Genomic DNA, 4,585 nt, shown 5'->3' with positions numbered 1-4,585 from the left:
CCCGCGCAGGGGGCCCGGCCGGCCGGGCCCCCCGGGCCGGGGCCCCGGCGGGCGGCCCGCACGTAGCGCCCGCCCGCCCCCACCGTCGACGCTGAGCGACGTCCCCGTGACGTACGAGGCGGCGGGGGAGAGCAGGAAGACGGCCGCCCGCGCGAACTCGTCGGGCAGCCCGGCGCGGCGCAGCGGCACCGCCTCCAGGGCGCCGGCGTCCTCGGCCGAGGTCTCCTCCAGCTCCAGCGGGCTGGACGCCTCGACGTGACCGGCCAGCAGCGAGTTGATGCGCACCCCCCGCGGGCCGAGCTCGTCGGCCAGCGCCTTGGCGGCCATCGCCAAGCCCGGGCGCAAGCCGTTGGCGACCCCCGCGCCCGGCTCGGGCGCGCGCACGCCGGCCGACAGCAGCAGCACCATCGAGGCGCCCTCGCCGGTGGCCGCGCGCCCCACCGAGCGGGCCAGCCGCAGCGGCCCGAGGAGGCCGGACTCGAACCCGGCGCGCCAGGCGGCGTCGTCGGCCTCCAGCACGCTGGAGCTGGGCGGGGCGCCGCAGGAGACGACGGCGCCGTCCAGCCGGCCGAAGCGGGCGTTGGCCGCGGCGACCAGGCGGGTCTCGGTGCCGGGCTCGGAGATGTCACCGGGCACGAGCAGCACCCGGTCGGGGTGGCCGATCGACGGGGCGGCCGCGGCCAGCTCGTCCTCGTCCACGGCGTGCAGGACCAGCAGGGCCCCCTCGTCGGCGAGCAGGCGCGCGCACGAGAGCCCCAGACCGGTCGAGGCGCCGGAGACGATGTACACGCGGTCGCTGAGGCCCAAGTCCATGCGGACATTGTTGCGCAGAGTGGCTAGTGATACACACAGCATGATCGGCGCTGCGCCGATCGGGTGAGGGACTGCCCTCAGCGCACCGGGCGCGAGGCCCGCTCGACCTCGGCGTCCTCCGCGTCCTCGTCGACCCCCCGCCGCTCGCGGCGCCCCGACCGGCCGGCCGCGCGCTCGCCCGGGCCCGCTCCGTCGCCGCCGGTGCGCTGCGGCCCGGCGGGGGCGCCCGTCAGCGCCCGCGCCCGCTGCTCGCGGCGCCCGGCCACCACCCACACCACCAGCGCCGTGAGGGCGAAGCCGTACCACTGGACGGTGTAGGCCAGGTGCGGGCCCTCGTCGACCTGCGGGCGCGCCGGCGGCAGCGGGGCCGCCCCGGCGGGCGCCGGCGACTCCGAGGCCAGCAGCGCGTACCCGCCGCGCAGGCCCCCGGCACCGGCCGCCCCGACCTGCTCGGCCACCGGGCCGGCCGCGATGGTCGCCACCTGCCCCGGCGGCGCGGCCCGCTCGCTCGGCTCCTCCCAGGCGCGCACCCGCGCCACCACCTCCACGCGCCCGGCCGGCGGGGCGGGCACGACGTCGGGCGCCCGGCTCGTGCTGCCGGCCGGCAGCCAGCCGCGGTCCACGACCAGGACCGTCCCGTCGTCCAGGACCAGCGGCACCAGCACCTCGTAGCCGGCGGCCTCCTCGCGGGGGCGGTTGCGCACCAGCGCGGTGGAGCCGGCCGCGTACTCGCCGCTGGCGCGCACCGGCGTCCACGTGTCCGCCGCCGTCAGCGGCGTGCCGTCCGCGGGCAGGACCTCGTCCACGGCGACGGGGTCGCGGTCGTAGTTGCCCACCAGGGACGCGTTGCGCTCCGTGCGCTCGGCGCGCCGGTGCCACTGCCACTGCCCCAGCACCACGCACGCCACGGCGACGACGACGGCCAGGACCAGGCCCCGCACCCAGCGCGGCTCGCGCAGCAGCGCCAGCACGCCCCGCGGCGCGGCGGGCGCGGTCGTGGAGGTGGTGCTCGTGCTCACGTCAGGTCGGTCACGTCCACGACCTCGCGCAGGAAGCCGCGCGCGCCCAGGAAGCGCGACAGGTGCTCGCGGTGCTCGCCGCAGGCCAGCCACGTCTTGCGGCGCTCGGGGGTGTGCAGGCTCGGGTTGTTCCACTGCAGGCCGAAGGCGGCACCGGCGGTGCACCCCTTCGCGCTGCACACCAGGTCGGACGGCGGCTCGTGACCGGGCTCACCGGCGCCGGCGTAGCGCCGGGTCGTGGGCCGGGGGAGCACCTCGGGAGCGCGCGGCGTGTCCACCGGCCCAGTCTCGCACCGCGCGGGCGCGGTGGACACCGTCGCCACGGCCCCGCGCGCGGCGGGTCTCAGGTGCCCGTGGGGCGCTGGGCCCACGGCGCGCGCCCGTCGTCACCGCGCCCGTCGTCACCGCGCGCGTCGCCGGCGTCACCACCGGTGCGCGCGTCGCCGGGTTCGCGAGGGCGCACCTCGGTGATGCGCGCCTCGATCGCCGGCAGGTCCAGCGGCCGCGGCGGGGTGATGTCGAAGGACTGCGGCCGCGGTCCGCGGCTCTCGCGGCCCGCGTTGGCCAGCACGACGGCCACGTAGGGGAGGACCACCGCGCCCGCCACGAACAGCCAGCGGGTCCAGTGGTCGAGGAAGACGAAGATCAGGAAGCACGCCGTGCGGATGAGCATCGAGACGACGTACTTGCGGTAGCGGACACCCAGGTCGTCCGTGAGCGAGGTGGGTGCTGCGGTGATGCGGTAGACGCCGTCACCGTGCCCGGTGCTCTCGGCGTGGTCCGCGGGGCGCCCTGTCGGGCGGGGGTGCGCAGGCACTTCACTACGGTACGTCGTACATCCCCGGTGCGCGCCCGGTGGAAGGGCCGGAGGTCCCGGTGTGACGCACGAGACGCCCGCCGGGCCGGCCGCCGCGCGCGATGCGTTAGCTTTCGTCCCCGTGCCCGACGCCGCTGACACCCCGCAGACCACCGACGCTCCGACGGGACGGCCCACGGCCACGGGCCGCAGCGTCCTGGTGACGGGCGGCAACCGCGGCATCGGCCTGGCCGTCGCGCGCGCCTTCGCCGCCGCGGGCGACCGCGTCGCCGTCACCACCCGTTCCGGCGAGGCCCCCGACGGCCTGCTGGGCGTGCGCGCCGACGTCACCGACCCCGCCTCCCTCGACGCGGCCTTCGCGGCCGTGGAGGAGGCCCACGGGCCGGTCGAGGTGCTCGTCGCCAACGCCGGTGCCACCCGCGACCAGCTGCTCATGCGGATGAGCGACGAGGAGTTCGACGCCGTCGTCGACACCAACCTCGCCGGCGCCTGGCGCTGCGCCCGCCGCGCCGTGCGCGGCATGGTCCGCGCCAAGCGGGGCCGCATCGTCTTCGTCTCCAGCGTCGTGGGCCTGTACGGCTCGCCCGGGCAGACCAACTACGCCGCCAGCAAGTCCGGCATGGTCGGGCTGGCCCGCTCCATCGCCCGCGAGCTGGGCGGGCGCGGCATCACCGCCAACGTCGTGGCCCCCGGCTTCATCGACACCGACATGACCCGCGCGCTGCCCGAGGCCACCGCCGCCGACTACAGGGGGCGCATCCCCGCCGGCACGTTCGGCAGCCCCGAGGACGTGGCCGCCGCCGTGCTGTTCCTGGCCGGCGCGGGGTACGTCAACGGTGCCGTGCTGCCCGTCGACGGCGGCCTCGGCATGGGCCACTGACCCGCGCGCACGACCGCACCTCGACCGCACCTCGACCGCACCACGCCCCACCCCCGACCCCGAGGAGACACCCATGGGCCTGCTGGACGGCAAGCGACTGCTCGTCACCGGCGTGCTGACCGACCGCTCGATCGCCTTCGGCGTCGCCCGGGTGGCCCAGGAGGAGGGCGCGCAGGTCGTGCTGTCCTCCTTCGGCCGGCAGATGAAGATCACCCAGACGATCGCCCGGCGCCTGCCGCAGCCCGCGCCCGTCGTCGAGCTCGACGTCACCAGCGACGAGGACCTCGCCGCGCTGCCCGACCGCGTGCGCGAGCACGTCGACGGGCTGGACGGCGTGCTGCACTCCATCGGCTTCGCCCCCCAGGACGCCCTGGGCGGCAACTTCCTGAAGACCGAGTGGTCCTCGGTGGCCACGGCGGTGCAGGTCTCCGCGTTCTCGCTGAAGTCCCTCAGCGTGGCCGCGCTGCCCCTGATGCAGGACGGCGGCAGCGTCGTGGGCCTGACCTTCGACGCCCGCGTCGCCTGGCCGGTCTACGACTGGATGGGCGTGGCCAAGGCCGCCTTCGAGTCCACCGCCCGCTACCTGGCGCGCGACCTGGGCCCGAAGGGCGTGCGCGTCAACGTCGTCTCCGCCGGCCCGCTGCGCACCACGGCCGCCACCTCGATCCCCGGGTTCGAGACCCTGGAGAGCACCTGGGGCGAGCGCTCCCCGCTGGGCTGGGACGTCACGGACACCGAGCCCCCGGCGCGCGCGGCGCTGGCGCTCATGTCCGACTGGTTCCCGGCCACGACGGGCGAGATGATCCACGTCGACGGCGGCTTCCACGCCATGGGGTCCTGAGACCGTGGGCGCACCGGCGGGCGGGCCCGACGGGCCGGGCGACGGCCGGCGCGGCTCCGGCGGCGGGCGGGGCGTGCGGCTGGCCCTGGTGATGATGGCCGTCATCCTCGCCTTCGCGTTCCTGGCCAGCTGGGCCGCCGGCCGCGGCTGACGCCCGTCGCAGCACGCCCGCACGACGCAGCGCGCACGGGCCGCACCCCGCCGGGGTGCGGCCC

The 4,585-nt window shown here is 77.4% G+C and carries 7 protein-coding genes; 3 read left to right on the top strand and 4 right to left on the bottom strand.

Features of this window, described 5'->3' with window-relative positions:
- From ACRYMY_RS19490 to ACRYMY_RS19475, 4 genes are all read right to left on the bottom strand, one after another.
- Positions 1–813, bottom strand: an 813-nt coding sequence (locus ACRYMY_RS19490) for an SDR family oxidoreductase (protein WP_432548870.1), incomplete at its 3' end; no start/stop codon positions are given.
- A 77-nt stretch (positions 814–890) separates the two neighbouring features.
- Entirely contained in the window at positions 891–1,832 is a 942-nt protein-coding gene (locus ACRYMY_RS19485; RefSeq protein WP_432548869.1) for an SURF1 family cytochrome oxidase biogenesis protein, read from the bottom strand.
- The gene (locus ACRYMY_RS19480) at positions 1,829–2,086 is read right to left on the bottom strand and encodes a hypothetical protein (protein WP_373694871.1); all 258 of its coding nucleotides are present in this window, start codon (positions 2,084–2,086) and stop codon (positions 1,829–1,831) included. Before ACRYMY_RS19480 ends, ACRYMY_RS19485 begins: the two co-directional genes overlap by 4 nt.
- Positions 2,087–2,175: 89 nt before the next feature.
- The gene (locus ACRYMY_RS19475) at positions 2,176–2,649 is read right to left on the bottom strand and encodes a DUF3099 domain-containing protein (protein ID WP_432548868.1); all 474 of its coding nucleotides are present in this window, start codon (positions 2,647–2,649) and stop codon (positions 2,176–2,178) included.
- Between the two features lie 121 nt (positions 2,650–2,770).
- Between ACRYMY_RS19475 and fabG the strand changes: the two genes are divergently transcribed.
- From fabG to ACRYMY_RS19460, 3 genes are all read left to right on the top strand, one after another.
- Positions 2,771–3,529 carry a 3-oxoacyl-ACP reductase FabG gene (gene fabG, locus ACRYMY_RS19470; protein WP_432548867.1) on the top strand — a complete coding sequence of 253 codons (759 nt, stop codon included), beginning with the start codon at positions 2,771–2,773 and terminating at the stop codon, positions 3,527–3,529.
- Between the two features lie 73 nt (positions 3,530–3,602).
- Positions 3,603–4,370 (top strand): enoyl-ACP reductase FabI, encoded by a 768-nt coding sequence (gene fabI, locus ACRYMY_RS19465; protein ID WP_432548866.1) that lies wholly within the window; start codon positions 3,603–3,605, stop codon positions 4,368–4,370.
- Between the two features lie 4 nt (positions 4,371–4,374).
- Complete coding sequence (locus ACRYMY_RS19460; RefSeq protein ID WP_432548865.1) at positions 4,375–4,521, top strand: hypothetical protein; 147 nt, start codon at positions 4,375–4,377, stop codon at positions 4,519–4,521.
- Positions 4,522–4,585: the final 64 nt, after the last annotated feature.

Origin of the sequence: Kineococcus haloalkalitolerans (assembly GCF_050871905.1) — a bacterium.
Lineage (GTDB): Bacteria > Actinomycetota > Actinomycetes > Actinomycetales > Kineococcaceae > Kineococcus.
Note: the sequence above shows the minus strand (reverse complement) of the source record. Positions and strands in the feature narration are given on the sequence as shown.